General features: G+C 67.4%; 18 protein-coding genes and 1 pseudogene. 5 read left to right on the forward strand and 14 right to left on the reverse strand.

The genetic code is table 11. From position 1 onward, the window contains the following. Positions 1 to 748: 748 nt before the first annotated feature. Positions 749 to 1,222 (reverse strand): MerR family transcriptional regulator, encoded by a 474-nt coding sequence (locus A6A06_RS10500; protein ID WP_338015881.1) that lies wholly within the window; start codon positions 1,220 to 1,222, stop codon positions 749 to 751. A gap of 271 nt (positions 1,223 to 1,493) precedes the next feature. Between A6A06_RS10500 and A6A06_RS41540 the strand changes: the two genes are divergently transcribed. Together A6A06_RS41540 and A6A06_RS10510 are read left to right on the forward strand one after the other, a co-directional pair. Beyond that, positions 1,494 to 1,631 carry a hypothetical protein gene (locus tag A6A06_RS41540; RefSeq protein WP_199930800.1) on the forward strand — a complete coding sequence of 46 codons (138 nt, stop codon included), beginning with the start codon at positions 1,494 to 1,496 and terminating at the stop codon, positions 1,629 to 1,631. Positions 1,632 to 1,730: 99 nt separating this feature from the next. Further along, complete coding sequence (locus tag A6A06_RS10510; RefSeq protein WP_073761007.1) at positions 1,731 to 2,654, forward strand: NmrA/HSCARG family protein; 924 nt, start codon at positions 1,731 to 1,733, stop codon at positions 2,652 to 2,654. Between the two features lie 275 nt (positions 2,655 to 2,929). Here A6A06_RS10510 and A6A06_RS42640 read toward each other — a convergent pair. The 5 genes and pseudogenes from A6A06_RS42640 to A6A06_RS43710 form a co-directional block, all read right to left on the reverse strand. Beyond that, a pseudogene (locus A6A06_RS42640) lies at positions 2,930 to 3,266 on the reverse strand (Tn3 family transposase); the annotation flags it as partial. Positions 3,267 to 4,101: 835 nt separating this feature from the next. Next, positions 4,102 to 4,278, reverse strand: a complete 177-nt coding sequence (locus A6A06_RS42650) for a hypothetical protein (protein ID WP_242440665.1) — start codon at positions 4,276 to 4,278, stop codon at positions 4,102 to 4,104. Between the two features lie 136 nt (positions 4,279 to 4,414). Continuing rightward, a complete protein-coding gene (locus A6A06_RS10520) occupies positions 4,415 to 5,005 on the reverse strand; it encodes a lytic polysaccharide monooxygenase auxiliary activity family 9 protein (RefSeq protein ID WP_031000625.1) in 591 nt (196 codons plus the stop codon). Positions 5,006 to 5,309: 304 nt separating this feature from the next. Beyond that, positions 5,310 to 6,230: an endo-beta-N-acetylglucosaminidase H gene (locus A6A06_RS10525; RefSeq protein WP_073760950.1), complete on the reverse strand. Its 921-nt coding sequence runs from the start codon at positions 6,228 to 6,230 to the stop codon at positions 5,310 to 5,312. Between the two features lie 221 nt (positions 6,231 to 6,451). Then, positions 6,452 to 6,607 (reverse strand): hypothetical protein, encoded by a 156-nt coding sequence (locus A6A06_RS43710; protein ID WP_338015882.1) that lies wholly within the window; start codon positions 6,605 to 6,607, stop codon positions 6,452 to 6,454. 231 nt (positions 6,608 to 6,838) lie between these two features. On the opposite strand from A6A06_RS43710, the gene A6A06_RS43480 reads away from it, so the two are divergent. Then, positions 6,839 to 7,537 carry a hypothetical protein gene (locus A6A06_RS43480; protein ID WP_274535876.1) on the forward strand — a complete coding sequence of 233 codons (699 nt, stop codon included), beginning with the start codon at positions 6,839 to 6,841 and terminating at the stop codon, positions 7,535 to 7,537. Between the two features lie 330 nt (positions 7,538 to 7,867). Beyond that, entirely contained in the window at positions 7,868 to 8,341 is a 474-nt protein-coding gene (locus tag A6A06_RS10535) for a hypothetical protein (protein ID WP_073760952.1), read from the forward strand. Positions 8,342 to 9,089: 748 nt separating this feature from the next. Here A6A06_RS10535 and A6A06_RS41550 read toward each other — a convergent pair. The 7 genes from A6A06_RS41550 to A6A06_RS10560 all read right to left on the reverse strand — a co-directional run bounded on the left by A6A06_RS41550 (position 9,090) and on the right by A6A06_RS10560 (position 14,240). Next, on the reverse strand, positions 9,090 to 9,332 hold the full coding sequence (locus tag A6A06_RS41550) for a hypothetical protein (protein WP_199930801.1): 243 nt from the start codon (positions 9,330 to 9,332) through the stop codon (positions 9,090 to 9,092). Between the two features lie 787 nt (positions 9,333 to 10,119). Continuing rightward, positions 10,120 to 11,412, reverse strand: coding sequence for a BlaI/MecI/CopY family transcriptional regulator (locus tag A6A06_RS10540; protein WP_073760953.1), 1,293 nt, complete (start codon positions 11,410 to 11,412; stop codon positions 10,120 to 10,122). A gap of 533 nt (positions 11,413 to 11,945) precedes the next feature. Beyond that, positions 11,946 to 12,395: a hypothetical protein gene (locus A6A06_RS10545; RefSeq protein WP_073760954.1), complete on the reverse strand. Its 450-nt coding sequence runs from the start codon at positions 12,393 to 12,395 to the stop codon at positions 11,946 to 11,948. 7 nt (positions 12,396 to 12,402) lie between these two features. Further along, entirely contained in the window at positions 12,403 to 12,921 is a 519-nt protein-coding gene (locus tag A6A06_RS41555; RefSeq protein WP_242440666.1) for an integrase, read from the reverse strand. Positions 12,922 to 12,930: 9 nt separating this feature from the next. After that, the gene (locus A6A06_RS42655; protein WP_242440667.1) at positions 12,931 to 13,068 is read right to left on the reverse strand and encodes a hypothetical protein; all 138 of its coding nucleotides are present in this window, start codon (positions 13,066 to 13,068) and stop codon (positions 12,931 to 12,933) included. After that, on the reverse strand, positions 13,065 to 13,379 hold the full coding sequence (locus A6A06_RS10555; RefSeq protein WP_073760956.1) for a hypothetical protein: 315 nt from the start codon (positions 13,377 to 13,379) through the stop codon (positions 13,065 to 13,067). Before A6A06_RS10555 ends, A6A06_RS42655 begins: the two co-directional genes overlap by 4 nt. A gap of 444 nt (positions 13,380 to 13,823) precedes the next feature. Further along, on the reverse strand, positions 13,824 to 14,240 hold the full coding sequence (locus A6A06_RS10560; protein ID WP_073760957.1) for a nuclear transport factor 2 family protein: 417 nt from the start codon (positions 14,238 to 14,240) through the stop codon (positions 13,824 to 13,826). A gap of 250 nt (positions 14,241 to 14,490) precedes the next feature. Here A6A06_RS10560 and A6A06_RS41560 point away from each other — a divergent pair, with 250 nt between their 5' ends. Beyond that, positions 14,491 to 14,829 carry a hypothetical protein gene (locus tag A6A06_RS41560; protein ID WP_073760958.1) on the forward strand — a complete coding sequence of 113 codons (339 nt, stop codon included), beginning with the start codon at positions 14,491 to 14,493 and terminating at the stop codon, positions 14,827 to 14,829. A 316-nt stretch (positions 14,830 to 15,145) separates the two neighbouring features. On the opposite strand, the gene A6A06_RS43485 is transcribed toward A6A06_RS41560, so the two are convergent. Further along, the gene (locus A6A06_RS43485) at positions 15,146 to 17,449 is read right to left on the reverse strand and encodes an nSTAND1 domain-containing NTPase (RefSeq protein WP_199930802.1); all 2,304 of its coding nucleotides are present in this window, start codon (positions 17,447 to 17,449) and stop codon (positions 15,146 to 15,148) included. Between the last annotated feature and the right edge of the window lie 156 nt (positions 17,450 to 17,605).

A 17,605-nucleotide genomic window follows, 5' to 3' on the forward strand; every position in this document is an offset into this window, starting at 1 on the left:
TCCGAGAAACAGCGCCTAGGGGGCGGGCGATCTGTGAGGGGGCGCGGGTGCTGGCCAGCCTGGCCTCGTGACCGGGCCCGCGGCAGACGGCAGACGGCAGACGGCAGTGCGGCGTACGGCCAGGCGCTGCCGCCCGGCCCGGCTTGAAGCGCGGCGGGCCCGGCCTCCGGCTTCGGCAGCGCAGTGCGGGATACCGGCTCACCGACCCGGGCGGTCGTCAGCGAGCGCTCATGGGGCCGTCTCCAACGACGATCGCCGGGGACGGGCGATTAACCTCTGAGGCCGTCGCACTCGATGATGCTCTCGGGTCTGGCGGAGGTTGATCCCCTTGGGGGTGAGCGGGTCCCCGGGCCGACGGAAGCGTACGGGCTTGGGCCGCAGGAGTAGGCCGTCATCGGCCGCGGTGGCCTCGGTGGCCGCGACGGCCTCGGTTTCCGCGGTGGCCTCGGTTTCCGCGAGCGCCCGGTAGAGCGAGGCGACCGGCGGGGGCTTGCCCGCGTTCTTCCCCACCTTGCTGATCAGCTTCGTCGCGATCTCGGGGACCGGGATGCCTTGTCCTTGAGCGCGACGGAGAAGGTGAGGATGTCGCCGTCAATGACCTTCGGGCGTCCGCCGTGGTTGCCCTTGGACGCGGCGATGGCCTGGTCTGGCCTGGCGGCCTGGCCATCGAGGGGCTTCTCGCGGATGTAGTTGCGCTCGATCTGACCGGCAACGGCGAGGACTGCCCGCTCGGGCCACCGCCCCTGCCTCAGGCTGGACTTCCCGTTCCGTCACGATTGCGCGCCTCGGTGATGCAGTCGTGCAGCCGGTTGCGCACGTCCCGCAGGTCCGTCATTTGCCGGTCGAGGCGGTCGAGTTCGGCCGCGAGCAGCTCCAGCAGTTCCGGTGACGCGCCACCGGAGTCGACGAACGGCAGCACCTCGCGGATGGTTTTGCTGGGCAAGCCGACGGAGTAGAGCTGTTGGATAAGCCTGACCCGTTCGACGGCGCCGGCCGGATACTGGCGCTGACCACCCGTATTCCGGGTGGAGTGCAGCAAGCCCTGCTGCTCGTAGTAGCGCAGAGCCCTGACGCTGACGCCCGCCTTCGCGGCGGCCTCTCCGATCCGCATCCCGGCCTCCTGACCCGATTCCACGTCCGCCTTGCACCTGACGTTGGCGTCAGGTTTTAGCGTAGCGGACACGTCGCGGGCAGCCCCTTCCGATCTCTGAAGCACGCCCATGACCAGCACGTTTCCGTAGCCGACCGCAATTGGGAGATGTTTGCACGATGTACGAGGCCGCCGACAGCGGTGCGCTCGATCAACTGGGCACATACCTGTCCGACGGCTACCTCCTCACCCGAGCGGCCGACGGCCCTTTGCGCCGGCAGTGGGCGGGAGCTGACGCCGATACCGCCCTAAGTCGGCTGTTTCCGATGGTCGGCCCCCACAGAGTGAGCGTCCGCGAGATCGTCGCCCGAACTGCGTTATCGGCCTGATCGACACCCCTGACGTGATCCCGATCCCGGCCGACGAGTCCTGGACCATGCCCGTCGCTGAGCTCTCCCGGGCCGAAGACACGAAGACCACCGACATCCGCCCCCACTACCAGGGCCCCGCCGAGTTCGGCCGCATCGTCGGCACGGACTGAGCGGCGGCCTGCTCCGACTCACTTCTCAGTACCCCAGGAAGGTTCAGCAATGTTCATCAGGAACACGTCCGTGATCGCCGAGAGCGCAGCGTGGTCGGCATGACCAGTATCAACAAAATCGTCGTCGTCTTGGGCGCCACGGGACAGCAGGGAGGAGCGGTCGCCGCTGCGCTGCGGTCCGACGGCTGGGCGGTGCGCGCGGTCGTGCGGGACCCGTCCGGCCGCCGGGCCCGGTCCCTCTCCGCCACCGGCATCGAAACCTTCCGCGGTGACCTCGGCGATCCGGAGTCGCTCCGCGCGGCCTTCTCCGGCGCCCACGGCGTCTTCAGTGTCCAGCCGAACTCCGGCCAGGCCGGCGCCGGCGTGACCAACGAGGACGAGGTCCGCTTCGGCACGGCGGTGGCCGACATCGCCGAGCGCTGCGGCGTCGCCCACCTCGTCTACAGCTCGGCGATCACGGCGGGCTCGACAACGGGCGTCGACCATCTCGACACCAAGAGCCGTATCGAGGCCCATGTCCGGAGTCTGGACATCGCCAGCACCATCATTCGGCCGGCCACGTTCATGGAACTCCTGCTAACCCCCGAAATGGGGCTCGACCGGGGGCACCTGTCCTTCCTGATGCGCCCCGACCGGGCCATGCAGTTCATCGCGGTACGCGACATCGGCCGCATCGTCGCCGCGGTCTTCGGCTCACCCGGTCGTTACGTCGGCCGCACCATGGAGATTGCCGGTGACGCGCTCACCGGCAAGGCCCTTGCCGAGCATCTGACCCAGGCCGCCGGCCAGCCGATCAGCTACAGCCGCCTGCCGACGACGCAGTCGGCACAGGGCGAGGTCCTCGGCAAGTTGGCAGCACTCGTTGACGATGGCAGGCTGACGGGAAACGCGAACCTCGACGCGTTGCGCGCGGAGTTTCCCTTCTTGCTGCGCTTCGACCGCTGGCTTGCGGGCCCTGGTGCGGGTCTCCTCGATGAGGCGCTCCGTCCCACGGCCAAGGACACGGGCATAGCTCCGCGCTAAACGAGGTTCAGCGTGCGATCCGGGCAGATCCGGGCGGCCGGCTTCACCTCGACCAGCAGTTCGGGGAAAGCCAATCGAGAGATACCGATCGTCGTGCACGCCACCCGCGGACCAGGCCGTGGCGATCTCCCAGGGAGTGGACCGCCGCGGCCTCGAAGCGGGCGGCCCAAGGCGGCCGACCACAAGCTGATGGGCGTTCTGGCCGGCTCCTGACGCCATCAGCCCGCGCCGTCCTCCTCCTCGTCGTCGTCGCGCCCGGCGGCGTCTGGGTCCGGTCACGCAGCGGGGGCCAGGGCGCCGGCGGCCGGAGTTGGAAGCGGCGAAGCTGCAGCGACCGAGCAGGTTGAGATTGCGGTGCTTGAGCGGGGACAGCTGGGCGATGTCCTCGTCCCGGGGCGCGTGACCCTCGGCCTGGAGCCGGGCAACGGCGTCGATGTAGCGCGTCGTCCAGAACACGCTGGCGTTGAGGACCAGGCCGAGCGATCCGAACTGGTCCTCCATCCCGTCGCGGTACGCCTGGTGGATGGTGCCGCGCTTGGTGCCGCGCTTGCCGTGGCAGACGTCGCGGGCGAGCTTGTGGCGGGACTCCTGCACGGTGAGCTGGCGGTCCATCGCCGCCGCCCGCCGGTCGGTGCCGGCGGCTGCACGATGACCTCAGCCGGAGAGCGTCCGCCGCCCCACCCTGCGACCACCGCCGCCCCGAGGAGTACGACTCCCTGGGAGCCTCCTCACGCGGAACCCTCTGCGGCAACGAGCCGGTGGCCACGTCCAGCAGGACGTAGCTGCCTCCAACGGTGATCAGCTCTGCGGAGGGAGCGGCGAGCTGGGCGACGAAGCGGCCGACCGTGTCAGTGAGCAGGTTCGGGGTGATGCGGGTGGGGCGGGTGTCGCCGGGGTGGCGGTAGAAGGTGGGGCGGGGCGGGCGTTCGGGGGGGGCAGGCGAGCATGTACGAGACGGCGTGGCCGCCGGCCAGGACGCGGCCGTGGGCGTCCCCGTTCTCGTGGAGGGTGGGGCGGATCATGCCGGAGGCGAGCATCCAGCCGCTGAGGGTGCAGGTGATGTTGCCGCTGTCGCTGATCTGGACGAGCCAGGAGCGGGGGGATGCAGCGCACAGAGCAGGTGGCCACGATGGCGTCGTATTCGGCTGCGTCCAGGTGCCCGCGCAGGCCGTCGCCCTGGACGAGGGTGGGGGTGTAGCCGGCCGCGTTCAGGTGCTTGGCGGCGCGGCGGGCGATGTCGGTGCGTCATCGATGGCTCGGGAGAGGGCAGTTGGTCCGTACATGGCACTGCCGTGGCCGTCTCGGCCCGGGCGCCGTGCGCTGTTCGCTGTTCGCGCAGTTGCTCCAGCCGCGTCGCGAGCAGGTACTCGGCGGTGCGCTCCCGGGCCGTATCGGCTGCCTTGGTCGCCGACGCTATAGCGTCCGCGCCGTTCGGGTTGTGCCTGTATCAGCGGCGCCCCTGCTCGGTCCTGTACGCACGGTACGCACGGCGGGCCTCCGCTTCGGCATCCTCGGTGCGTCCCAGCCACGCGAGGGCGCTGCTGCGGTACGCCAGCAGGGCCGCCGCCACCGCGTTCTGCGTACGAGGCAGCGGCAGCGGCAGCCCACCGTCGACGTGGTGCACGGCAGTGCACTCACGACCTCATCCGTTGCGGTGGCCTTGAGGCCTTGGCAGAGGCTGGCTAGGCCCCAGGCCGACTACCGGCCCGGGAGGGGCGGGGAGGTGGCCGGCGATGTGTGCGCCCCGGTCCGCGGACGCGTCAGAAGCGCACGTCGGAGCAGGCGTAGAAGGCGTTGCCGGTGTCGGCGATGGTCCAGACGCCGAGGATGAGGTGCCGTCCGGTCTTCTGGGGCAGGACGCCGGCGTGGGTGACCGTGGAGCCGGGCAGACGGCCGCCGAAGGGCACCGTGAGGAACGGCTGCGGGTCCAGGTCGGCTCTGGTCAGCGGCTTGGTGGGGTCCCAGCCGTCCTTGGTGATGTAGTAGCGGAAGTCGGTGGTGGCGTGGCGGGCGGTGATCCGCCAGGTGAAGTTGTGGCTCTGGCCTGCGGTCAGCTTGGTGGCCGGCCAGTTCCCGCCTCGCGGGTCGTCCAGTTCGGAGAAGCGCCCGATGCCACCCGCGCAGATGCGCCCGTCGGCGGGCCCGCGCGCGGGGAATCCCTTGGGCCCCTCCACGCTCGGCGGCTCCCACTGGATCTGCCCGCAATTGCGGACGGTGCCGTTGCCGCACAGCTGCTGACGGCTGACGGGCGAGTCGGTGTAGCCGTGCCCCTGAGCGCTGCCGCTGGTGGCGAGCAGGGCCGTTCCGGCGAGGCCGAGGCCGAGGAGTAACGAGGTGAGCTTCCTACGCATGGCGTGCTCCCGTGGTCCAAGGTTGCGGATGGGACGGGCGCGTACCTCGGATGCGTGGGCGAACGGCGGGGACGAGGTGGCAGTTCGGAAACACCCGGAGGACACACGTCCAATGCGGTCTAGACCAAGTCCGAGACTAGCCCGGCGATTTGAACATGTCCATATCAATGGCGGTCGGGGCCTGCGCCAGCCGCTCGGTGGCCGCGCCCCGGCATCGTTGCCAAGGCGCGGCCTGCGCAAGGCATACCTCTACTGAATGTGGTGGGCCCCGCGGGGGCACCGTATGCCGAGGCGGGCGGTCGCCTTACGGCGTGTATACGGCGTCACTGCCGTACAACTCCCTGGTGAACGCGGAGACATCGGCGCTGCGGTCGGTGCCGTCGAGGTTGTACGTGAGATACACGCCGTACCCTTCGCGGACGGTGCGGCGAGCGAAGCTGGTGACCGTGCTCTGCGAGGTCCGGCCGATCTCGACAGCCGCGGGTGAGAGCTTCGACTTGGGCAGTGCCATGCCGGGGACCTGCCAGGAGCCGTAGTACGGGTTCCAGGCGTAGTCGAACTTGGAGGAGATGTTGACGCCGCCGTAGGAGAGGCTCGACGCGGCCGGACCGATGTTGTAGAGGCTGATGATCTTGTTCGGCATGTTCGCGCGCAGCGCCGTCACCAAGTGCACGAACGAGCTGCTGTTGGGCTGGCCGGTGCCGTTGGTGCCGTACTTGGCGTACTCGTCGTCGAAGTCGATGCCGTCCAGACCGTACTTGCTCACGGCGTCCGACAGTTGTTTCGCGAACGCCGAAGCCGTCTGCTGCGACGCGAAGTTGGCGAAGCCCGCGCCCTGATGGTTGCCGAGCACTGAAAGGACGACCTTGATGCCCTTCCGTTGCAACGGCCGCACTTCGGTAGCAACATTGTCAAGGACGCGCTGCACGTTCTCGTTGAAGTGCAGGTACGCCGTCTTCGTGTCCGTGTTGTAGTTGATGTTCGCTGCGAAGATCACGGCGACGTCGAAGGCGTTGCCGCCGCCGTTGGCAAGGGTGTACTTGCCCACGTTGAGCATGCTGTGGTTGTTCACCTCGACGTAGGCCACCGAGGTCGGTCCCTGCTTCTTGGGAGCGGGGGTGGGGGCCGCAGTCGCGCCGGCCGGGGCGGTCGCACCGAAGGCGAGGGCCGCGATGGTCGAGAGCGCGAGCGCGGCCGTCCGCACTCTGCGCCGTAGATTTAACATGGGTGATCGATCTCCCGTCGTAAGGGCCGGCGCCCGACCTGCTCGATAGCGCCGGGTGAGCCCTGTGAGTCTCACACTCCATTCAGATGTTCCGGTAGAGGCCCTCAGCCACCAGTGAGCTGGCCGTGGGCCGTGTGGCTGGTGAGAGTGGCCGACAACAGCACCACCGGGGCGCCGAACGCGCCGAGCCACTCCAGCAGATGTGACAGCATCTGATGCATCTACGGCACGTACGCATACGCCTCGTCGACCACGAAGGCCTTATCGGACAGGCCGAACAGGCGCAGCGCGTTGTAGGTCAGTGGCAGCGCGGCCCCGAGCGCCTGATCGATCGTGCCCGCGGCGAGCGGCGCGAGCAGCCCCCGCCGGGGCCCCACAGCCAGGCTCCCGCGTCCACCGCGGTGACCGCATCCGCGCTCGCCTCCCCTGCACCGGGTTCCCGGCGTCTGGCTGACCGTTGTAGGCCGGGCTGAGCCACGCCATCGAATACAGCAGCGTCAGCACCCGTTCCCGCTCCCGCTTCCGCTCCCCGGCCAACGTCTCCTGCGCGAACCTCCGCACGGGCGGAGGGTATCGGTGTCTTCCGGTCTCTCGTGCAGGCGGGGACGATGGTGTGGTGGTACGGAGCCTGGTGTTGCGGTGTGTCGGCACCGAGCGGACAGGGCCCGAGCCCGCAGGCCCCGGAGGAGATTCCCAAGGTCCGTACCTGCAGGAATCCCAGCCGAACGGGCACCGCACCGGGACGACGCCCGGTTCCTTCCCTCCCTCTCAGAGCGGCGACGACCTTTGATGTCCGAACCGGACTTCGGGCCGGCTCCGCAAGGAGCGCGCCCAGAAGATCGGCCAACGCGGCTACTTTCACCAGGCCCCACGCCTGCGCAAAGCCTCCGAGGCAGTGCCCCGCGGACGCTACGTCCCTGATCACACAGCTCGACGACCACTCCCCCACCCAGCCCGGACCGGCCACCGGCCTGTTCACCTCCTCCGCCTCATGCAGCTCCATCGTCATCAAGATGCGGCAAGTTCTCGGCCCGCAGCCCGGCGAGCACATCCTCGAAATCGGCACCGGCACCGGCTACACCACCGCCCTGCTGTGCACCCTCGCCGGCGACGCCTCGGTGACGACCTGCGAGATCGGCCCCACCCTCGCCGACACCGCCCGCCACACCCTCACCACTAACGGACACCAGCCCGACATCGTCACCGCGGACGGCGAACACGGCGTCCCGCACCGCGCCCCGCCCCTTCCCTCGTTGACCGGCTGCGTCTCGTACTCTCCGCGCGAGCGAGCGGAGGTGACTCGCTGACGGCGGCGAAGGTGCTGCGGGAGGCTAAGCGTTCTCCGCGCGAGTGGAGGTGAGTCGTCCGTGGGGCGGGCTGTGTACAGCAACACAGACAATGACTGCGAGAAAGCGTAGCCGTCCAAATGAGGAGTCGAGCCTATGACCGAGCGAGCTATCTGATTCGATCCCGATTCGAGTGACTGGAATTCCCGGCAGATCCGCGTCCGGGCTTATCGCTGGTACGTCGCCGTCGCCGTCGCCGTCGAGGTCGACCGCGACGGGCACGTCGACGCCACAACCAGGCTCGGGCACGCCCCCGAACTACCCGCCGCCTACACAGAAGCCGTCAACAGAGTGCGCGGCGCGTCTATCGACCGCATCTGGTACGACGGCTACTCAGGCGACTTCTCCTGGGGGGACAGCCCGCGCTGGGTCATTCTGTACATGCAGTCCCCCATCGAGGCTGCGGTCGAAGCCTTACGCGCCGCTGAACTCGACCAGGACTACAGCGGGCTTCACGCGCTCGCGCACCGGTTGGCCCTCTCCTGCGATGATTGGCTTGCTCGCGGCGAAAGGCAGCTGATCCGCGGAGTCGATTTCGCCCCACCGCCGCACGCGTTTCTGTGTTTCCTGCGAGGCAAGGCCAAGGAGCGCGGAGTACGCCTCAACGGTCGGGCAACCGCCGCAAGGGTGTGGGTTCGCCCGACGCTGCCGCCCACCCAGAAGCAGATGCGCCAAATGTTCCCCGAGCGCTACCCCGGGTGGGTGGACCGCTGGACCGAGCACGCCAAACTAGAGGCGCGACACCTGTCCAGTTCCGTACGGTGAAAACCCCGACCGGCGGCAAGTGTCCCTGCAGCATGAGCCTGCAGAACTCCTGGGGCGACGGCAAGGAACACTTCGCCCACCACGCGAAATGGGCCCTCGGCATCCGGGCACCGAAAAAACCTGGACTGGTGGAACGGCCTGGCTCTCGTGACGCCCCAGTCGCCGATCGCGTGGCGAAAGCTGGCCTACTGGGTGGCGCGAATCCCACAGAAAGAGAACCACTACGACTTCAGCTCCTGGACCCACCTCCATGGGCTTTAAGTGACCCCGGACAACGTACGTATACGTGCCTACCTATACAGGCGAACGGATTCGTCATCGGCTACCTGGCCGCCCACGACACCGGCCGGCACCTCCGCTGGGACCTGAGCGACGAGTCGCAGTACAGCGACGACGAGGACACCACCCTGCGCCCACGCATCAACCTGATTGGGGTGGCAGATACCTACCGCCGCCAGGGCGCCGGCGCCACGCCCGCCGGATCTCCTAGGCAGGCATCTGGGTCAGCTGACCCGCCGACAGGCTACGGACCACGAATCCGACACCTCGGAGAAGATGGGTGGTCGCCGCCGCGAAGCACCACCGCGGCGCCAGAGCTCCCCTGCCAGCCGGTAGGTTGCATCCTTAGGTGTGCTGTCCCGGCACCTTGGCGACAGGACAGCACACCTAGGGCCTGAATCGAGGCGCGGTCGGCTGCGGCGATCTGCTCCCAGACATGTCTGTCATCCCGCCTCGGCCTGGTACGAGATCACGTACCCGACGGGCCTGCCAAGCCCGCGACCGCGGCTGCGAGGGCGGCCGGCTGTGCCAGGAACGGCAAGTGCGAGCTGGCGAGTGCGAGACGGCGGGCTGGAGACGGCGGGCTGGAGACGGCGTCGATTTCGCGTATGAAGCGACGTTGCAGGGCTGCCGGGATCACGTTGTCCTTCGCGCAGACCACGCAGGTGTGCGGCGCATCGGCTTTCGGGCAATCCATAATGCTGTCCAGCACGAAGACCGAGGCAGCCCGCGCCCCCGCCCACTCGCGTCAGCGAATCCCGGCCGTACCGTCATTCGGGCTGGGCCATCCCCTGTGTGGTCCAGCCAGATATTCGGGTGTAGGCCGTGGCTTGCCGCTGCGCACAGCGGGGGCTACCTGGTGGCGGTGGCGCGCGTCCGGTGGCCGGCACAAGTCGCGCAGAAACCACCGGTGCTCCCCGAGTGCAATGGGTGATCTCACTGTCCAGGAAGTGCCGCTGCACAGGCGGGTGTTTCCGTGCCCGATGGTCACGGTAATCCAAAGCATGTGCGGCGTGCTTGCAGAACGTCGGGCAAGTGAGCGGCCCAAAGGTTTGATTGGTCGCGGACTTTTTGGAGTCTGTGTCATTGGTGACCGTCCCTTTTCGCAGAGGGGCAGCCACCGATAGCGCCTGTGCCAACAGGACGGCCACCGGACTTGCACGCGGCGCTCTCCCCCGTGGGCATCGCCGCGTTCCGCTCTCATGTCATTGTGGTCTCCCCCTGAGGTCCGGCCGGCTCGCGCGCTCAGCGGGCCGACCCTTTGGTCGATCTAACGCCGACTGGGTCTGAGTCGACGTTCATGGCGTCACCTCCCAGGCTGGACGGGCGCGGAGCGCGCCTTGCCCTGCCCCCGTTTCAGCTGGGCTGTGTGCGAGGTGGCCGGAACCATCATGGCTGGTCCGGAGCGCTCATGCCACGAAATGGAAGGCAACTTTCTCGTTCGACGATGACGCGTAGTAATCCCGGTTGCTGTGCGTGCTACCGGGTGAGCGGCGTAGTCAGTCGTCGCCCTCATCCTCGTCAACGACGTCGCCCTCGATGATCCAAGTGGCATGCTGCAGCGGACTGCCTGGATGCGCCTCGGTCAGCACCTGGGCCCGCGTGACGCGCCCTTCGCCGCGCGGGTCGAAGAACGGCCGCGGCTCGCTGCTGACGGCGATGTCGCCGTGCTCCCGAATCAATTTTGCGACGCTTTCGTAGGAAGCGTAGAGGCTGGGACATTTTTCGATTTCGTGCAGAATGTATTGCAACTCGGGGTGGTCCCGGTTTTCCTGGTACACCGCCGCAAAGTGAGCCAGGGCGAGCGTGCGCCAGTGCCGGTGGTACGCATCCATGCTCCCGGCGCCCAGGAGTCGGGCAGCGTTCGGGTGTCGAAGCATGTACAGGACGCCGTTCTCCAGCGGCATGACCCTGGGAAATACGGGGATGTGGGGCCCCGGCGAGAAGAGCTCGCGATATGCCTTATTGCAGTACACCACGCGCCATCCAATGCCGTACAGAACAGATGGGCGCTTGATGCTGTCCAGGTAAGCCCGGTAGGCGGGCAGGTCCGAGGAGAGCCAAGGGGCAACAACCTTCCCGGGCGGAGCGACGCGCCCGGCGAGCCGGAAGATGGCGGCCCTGATATCGTCCGGCGTCTCCAGGGCATCGACCAGTTCCCCCAGCACGTCCAGGGGAAGTCCGGCAGCCCGCGCCATTCGGTTCGCGACCGTCTTCTCGTGGATCCCGATATGGTTCGCGACCGCGCGTTTGGTGGTTCTCCGGGCCTTCAGCTGGAGCTCAAGCAGACCGCTGATCAGTACGTTCGGGTCATTCTGGTCCTCACCGTGCCGCTCCCTTCCGCCGGGAGCCGGGGGCAGGAGCCGCCCCGGCGGCGTCAGTTGCTCACTCGCCAACGGCTCCTCTTGCGGGGCAGCGGGGTGTGCGCGCGCGGAGGCGAGAGCGCGCTCGATGCGGCCCAGCTCTTCTTCGGTCATGCCCGACAGGAAGTGCCGCACAGCCGCATCGGGGTCGGGGGCCCGCTTCCACGCCTCTTCCATCCGGTCCCCCGCTCGCGCCTCCAGAGCGTAAACGGGACGGTAGCCGTCGAGCCGGCCGCCAGCATTCTCCACTGCCCCCTTGCCCTTGAGGTTCTGCACCACCGTGGCCACCGTGGTGTAGGCATACGGCTTTTCGCCATCGGAGGCACGAGACTTATTAATTTCCTTCCATAAATCACGAATTCGCACTGATTCATCAGGCTTAAGCCACATATGTTCCAGGATGTCGTCTTCTTGCCCAGTGAGGTTCATGGAAGCAGCGTAATAGGAGGGGGACACGCCATTCCGCTTCACACCCCTCGCCCGGCACCCACTCCCACCTGCACTGATGCATCATTCAACGACTTCTCGCCCGCGGCCCCTGACCCACGCCGCAGGAGCGGCATGAACTCCTGCGTGCCGTTCCCGCCCCATCGCGGCACGTTATGGGCAGACTTGATCGACGGCCTCTCCTGACTTCGGCGTTCAGCGCTGCCAACAGCAAGGACACAGGACGTGACAGTGGACACCGCCTCCTCCGTCGCGGCGAGACCGATACCTCGTGTGCTGGTCGAGTTGGGCGAGCTTGTCCTCGGCGGCAGCGGGGCTGACGCTGAGCCCGTCGGCTTCCCGAGCCGGCCTTCGCGTCCGGTTTCGGCGATCCGCGCGATGAGGTTGACCCGGATCTCGTCGAGGCGGGGCCACTCGTACGTGTCGACGCGGAGCATCGCGCACCGGGCGCAGGCTTCTCTGAACCCGCGGGGATGGTTGGCCGAACGCTTTCGGATGGGGCGAGTGGGCTGTGATCATGTGTTGTCGGATCTGAGCTCCGCGCTCAGAGCCTCCACGGCGTCCACGTATTGATTCCGGTCGAACTGAAACGGACCGAACGCCGTGTAGTCGCGTTTCGTGCGGTAGGGCTGCTCGAAGGAGTCCCATGTCACGAGATCGCCTGTCACGGTGATGCGAGCCTCGAGCGGCCAGCACCCCGACTCGCCGCATTCACAGCCGAGCAGGAGCGTCATCCCCATTGCGTCGGCGGACCGTCCTTGGAAGTAGTCATCCATCGGACCGAAACGAAAAAGCTGCGGGAAAAGACCGCCGTAGGCGTCGCCTGCGGGCTGCATCCCGGCTTCAGTCTCGAACCTGTCGATCAGGTCGGTGAGCGGTATTCCGTCGATGCATGGGATGACCTCAAGCGCGTTGCCATAATCGTCGCGGCGCTGACAGTCGAACTGGATCTCATTGCTGGCCATCCCCTGATTATTCCAGCACCCCCCTTCCCTCCTCCGCCCGGCTCGGTTGAGCTGGGACTATGCGTGGCATGCCAAGGTTGATCGCCGTGCCGCCGTATGCGCGGCGGTCGAGCTGGGCGAGTTTCTCCCCTGCTCCGGCGAGGCTGACCTGGAGTCCTTCGACTGCGCCCAGCCAGCCTTCCCGTTGGGCCTCGGCGATGCGGGCGATCAGGTTGTCTCGGATCTCCTTCAGCTTCAGCCGACCGCGCTGGGCTGGGTCCGGCCGGAGGAGCGAGCAACGATCGCAGGCGTGTTCATGAATACAAGGGCTTGAAGCGGCACGAGAGCAGGTGCCGATGGACACCTTCCGCTTCTCGAAGTGTGCGAGGAAGGCGTCCCATTCCTCCTCGGTCGGCGTCCGGTACTCAACGCTGGGACGGGTGGCCCGGCGACGGGCGATGAAGGCACGGTGGGCCTCGGTTGTCCCGGCTGGGTAGACCGCCTGGCAAACCATCGCCGCATCAAGGCTCTTATGTCCGCAGATCACTTGAGCGATTTACGACGGCAGGCCGTTCATGATGGCGTCGGTCACGAAGAATCTACGGAATTCGTGCGGGGAGAAGATGAGCGGTTCGCCGTCGGCATCGGTCAGCTGGGCGGCCTCGATCACCTCGTTGAGCGCCTTGCGGATCATGTTGACCGACGTTCCAGACCCTCTCTGCCACGTCGTAGCTGGCAGACGATCGCACTCGGAACGTCGGCGAGCTCGGGCGTGACCAGCAGGACGCGCTCCTCGTCGGTCTTCGATGGGGCTATCTGCTGCAGCGGGACGACTTCGCCGGTCGTGGGAAGCCGGTATTGCAGGATGCTGTGGTGGCTGGGCTCCAGCATCTCCTCGATCGTGGCCCAGGCCCAGAAGGCCCGGTTCTCCACAACCCTGAGGTCGATCCACCGGCCGTCGGGCTGGAGGTAGGCGGTGGTGGTGCGGTGCGGGCCTTGCGACAAGTCTCGCCGAGCACGGTGAACTCGGACCCGGCCGGGCTGCTTCGATGGCACCGAGGCGGGTCCGGACATCCTTGAGGTGCTGGTCGGCGGCGCGGACGAGGGCCGGAAGATGTGGGAGCCGTTCACAGGTCTGCTCGTGTGACCAGGACTTCTGCCGCTTCTGGCACTGTGGTCCTCAACACGGTGGTGCTGTGGAACACCCACTACTGGACGCCGCGGCGGCCTGACTGCGAGCCGAAAGCCACGACACCAAGGACGGCGACACCCGCCTCTCCCGCTCAAGAACCGGCACATCAACTTCCCAGGTCACTACCTGTTCAACATCACCACCAGCGGATCCGGCCAGGGCTTACGCCCCTTCCGCGCCCCAGACGTGCCCGAGGGATGGTGCCGAGGAGGGCCGGCAGAGCACGGCCTCTCCCAGCTTCCTCCGGTACCTACGGCTCATGCCGGGGCACCCGGGAAGGACGGCTTGATGACACGACTGCCGAACTTCCACTGCCCGTCCACCCGAACGTATTCGTCCTCATACTTGACGTGGGAGCGGACATAGCCGCCGTCGTTTTTCACCACTTCCACCAGGCAGAAGACAATCCCTGCCGCATGGTCGCCCTCGATGTCCGTAACCAGATGGTTAAACATGACATGGATGACGTGCCGGGCATGGGCGAAGAGTGAATCGCGGAAGAAGACGCGTACCGCATCGCGCCCCTGGAACAGGCCGAAGCCTGTCTCACGCTCGTCCAGAACGCCGTCCTCGGCCCAGCAACCGGAGGACTCATCCAACCGGAAGCTGTCGAATGCCTCCGCGTAACGGGTGTTGAGATCGTGAATGGCGGCACGATCGGCGAGATGGTTCATGAGACAACCCAACTTCGAAAAACGGCGCCATGGGCCCACGCCCTGACAGCCTCGGACAAGACGAGGGGAACGATGTACACAGCTCCGAGCCCTCGTCAAGGCCCGTCAGCCACGTACTGTCCACGACATGCGGAACCGCGGCGAGCACTATGTTGCAGGTCGAGTCCCACCACCCTCTGTGTCCCCTACCCTTTGGGACCCGCACTTTCCTGATCAAGCTCTGAGGCGCGCATCCACGAGACCGCGCCCGGTGGCAGCAGACCGGCGCTCGAATCCGCACATCCTCGACATGCTCAACGTCCTCCACCGCGACCAGGTGACTCTGCGTATCTACGACGGCGCGTTCTCCGCGATGGATCTCACCGCCCGCCACTCGCGCACCGGAGAGCTGCTACCCACCGTGAAGTTCATGGTGCAGTCCCTCGTCGCCGACGAACTCCAGCGCGAGCTGACCTATGACGGGCTGCGGGCCGCCGAGGCCACGGGCAGCAAGGGCCGGCCCCGCCCGGTCGTCCCGGCCGCGACGACCGACACCATGTGTGCTGCGTATCTGGAGGACCGCTCGATCGCCGCCTTGGCCCGCGAGTAAGGCGTCAGTCGCGGCGCCGCCCGCACGGCCGTCGCCGACCTCATGCCCGACCGCGCCGCCATCGAGCACGAGGACATCCCTGCCCTGGGACTGTCGGCCACCCCCCGACGTGCCGGGGCAGGGGCGCTGGCTTCCTCCGCGCGGTGGACCTGAAGCCCGCCCAGAGCGCCGCACTCGACCAGGGCGTCACCATACGGAGCGGCCAGGGTGCCCCGGCCAGCGCAAAGCCCGCCGCGAGTACGAGAACCGCATCAACGCAATCCGAGCTCCTGCCAAACCATGCTCAAGCTCAGCGGCACTTCCTTCTGCGCCGCAACTACGCACGCCCGGACTGCGCCGGATCGCTGCGAGTTGCCCCGGGCGAACTCAATCGTGTTGCGAATGCTTTCGCCGGCGCCGCCTCAGTGGTTGAGCGGAGATCTGATGGGGAGTCCGAGGAGGTTGCCGCCGGCGGAACCGCTGCTCTGGCTGGTGCCGGCCGCAGCAGTGCACCGATCTTCCTATTGGAGCAGGCGGTTCCGACTATAGGTCGCCCACGAGAACGTCGTGTACCGCGTCTACGGCGTCTGCAATGCCACCCTGATGGGGTACGGCCGTCGGGAGAGAATTTCACCGTGTTGACGACGTCGGTGTGGCCGGTCAAGGTCGCCAGGTGACGGTGGGAGCGCGCGTCCCACAGTTTGACGCTGTGGTCGAAGCCGGCTGTGGCCAGGGTGCGGCCGTTCGACGCAAATGCCACGCTTTCCACCGTGTCGGTGTGTCCGGTGAGCTGGTTGGCGTAAACGCGGGAATAGGCGTTCAGGAGACTGCTGCGCGCTTCCGTGGTGGGGGCCTGCCGGTATCCCCGCAGCGCGAGAACCGTGGCCGCCTCGGGCCGCAGTTCACTCATCTTGTCAGCACGGCTGGCGAGTTCACGGGACACGGCCAGGCGTCGCTGCGTATCGGCAGCGGTCGAATTCTGAACGGCGATGGCCGCCGCGGCCAACGCCATCACCAGCAGCACGCTCTGAGCCGCCATGAACTCACGGTTACGGCGGGAGCGCCGCTGCTCGGAACGCGTGGACTCATGGAGGAAATTCCGTTCCAGTTCCGTGAGTTCACCTTGCTGATCGGGGGTTTGGAATGCCTCTTGGGCTTCGGTGAGTTCCATGCCGCGCAGCAGTGCACCGGTGTCGTGGACGCGGTCGTGCCAGTTGCGGGCGGCGTCCGTCAGGCGCCGGTGGCGGCGCAGGCGCTCACGGTTGTCCTCGATCCATCCGAGCAGGCGAGGCCACGCGGTGATCAGTGCCTCGTGGGCAAGGTCGACACTGTCGTCGTCCAACGTGACCAGCCGGGCGTCGGCGAGTCGTTGAAGCACGGTGTCCGGGACCCGGGCGGTTCTTATACCGGTGTCGGCGGCGGTGTCAGTATCGGTATCGGAATCGGTGTCGGTCTCGGTATCGGCGGCGGTGAGTTCGGCCCGGTCGACGGGGCGGCGGGTGTCGGGGGTGGTTCCCTCGCCCGGGGTAATCAAGCGCAGCAGGATGCGGCGGGCTGCTTCGGCGTGGCGCGGGGCGAGTTGGGAGTAGAGAGTTTCGGCGGTTTGGGCGATGGCACCGTGGATGCCGCCGGTCCCTTCGTACCCCTCCAGGGTCAGGGTCCGGCCGCGGCGTCGGCGCCAGGTCTCCAGCAGCGTGTGCGAGATCAGTGGCAGTACGCCGGGCTCCTGGCCGGTCTCTTCGATGAGGCGGGCGGTCAGCGCTCGTCCCACGATGAGCCCCTCGGCGGCTGCGGGTTTGACGATCACCTCTCGCAGTTCGTCCGGGGTCATCGGTCCGATGGGCAGACTGGCCTCCCCGAGGAGCGTCGCCAGACCGCCGTGTTCAAGGCAGCGAGCGTAGAAGTCCGCTCGCACGCCCACCGCTACGCGCAGGCGGCTGCCGGGGCTCCGGGCCGAGAGGAGCAGGTCGATGAATTCCCGCCGCTCCACCGCATCCTGGCAGAGGGTGAATACCTCCTCGAATTGGTCGACGACCAGCCAGGTATCTCCCTCTCCTTCGGCCGGGGCGAATCGCTCTTGATGGTCGTGCACCGGCCGGGGGCCGGGAGTAGGGATCCGGATCGCTGCCGGGCGCAGATCCGGATCCTTGGTGTGCTGCAATCGGGGGACGAGTCCGGCACGTAAAAGGGAGGATTTACCGCTGCCGGAGGGGCCGAGCACCAAGACGCACCGGCGGGTTGCGGTCAGGGCCATGAGTGCGTCCGTGAGGCGGGTACGGCCGAAGAAACGGGCATGGTCGCCTGGTTCGAAACGGGCCAGACCACGGTACGGCGGTTCCGTCGATTCTTCATCCATCGCCTGCTGGCGCTGCACGGCCTCTTTGCCGCGGGCTGCGTTCCAGCGCTGCTCCCACTCTGCGAGGTTTGCGCCGCAGGCTTTCACATAAGCGAGTGTCAGGCTCAGGGACGGCAGCGTCCCCCCGGACGCCGCCCGTGCCAGAGCGGCATTCGAGTAACCCGCTCCCTTGGCCATCTCCCGGTACGTGGGGCTGCCCGCCTTCTTGCGCAACTTGCGCAACTCCAGGGCGAACCGCTGCACCGGCCCGGCCATGGAATCGATCGGTTTCTCACGACGCCCCACCGCAGTTCCCAGCCCCTCCCCCTCGATCGTGGTACCCGCCCAGGGCAACACATCCCCACAGCAGCAACAAGCACCCTCAGGCCGGCGCCCACTTGCCGGCCCGGGTCGCACCTCTTGACTGCCAGCACGAACGTGGGGTGCGAGACCCTGAGCAGC

Origin of the sequence: Streptomyces sp. CB02923, from assembly GCF_001905005.1 — a bacterium.
In the GTDB taxonomy this organism is placed as follows: domain Bacteria; phylum Actinomycetota; class Actinomycetes; order Streptomycetales; family Streptomycetaceae; genus Streptomyces.